The following is a 327-nucleotide window of genomic DNA, read 5'->3' as shown; positions in this document are numbered from 1 at the left end:
CGCCATTTCAGGATCTCTTTGCGCAGCCGCAAATCGTGGGGCACCAGGCCCCACGCGCCCTGCGCCTGCAATGGCCCCAACGCGGCTCCATCCGCGAGAAACGCCCGTACGCCGCGCAGGTCTTCGACGTTGGAATAGACAAGCAGCTTCGTACCGATCAGATGCGTCGCCGCTGCCAGGGTTGTGCTGGTGTAGCGCACACCGTGCAGGTTGATGTGAGGACGCACACCTTGGTGCAAGTAGGCACGCACCGTGTGCCTCGACGCGGTTTGCATCAGGCACAGCGTGCGACGCCGATGCTCGGCCAACCAGGAGAGCATGCTCTGC

Annotated in this window: 1 protein-coding gene; it reads right to left on the bottom strand. The window is 63.9% G+C overall.

All coding sequences use genetic code 11. The features are described 5' to 3' along the window. A partial coding sequence (locus tag RVY79_RS18420) for a hypothetical protein (protein ID WP_317465987.1) occupies positions 1 to 327 on the bottom strand: 327 nt, incomplete at both ends.

The organism is Chromohalobacter sp. HP20-39, from assembly GCF_033052815.1.
Lineage (GTDB): Bacteria > Pseudomonadota > Gammaproteobacteria > Pseudomonadales > Halomonadaceae > Chromohalobacter.
Note: the sequence above shows the minus strand (reverse complement) of the source record. Positions and strands in the feature narration are given on the sequence as shown.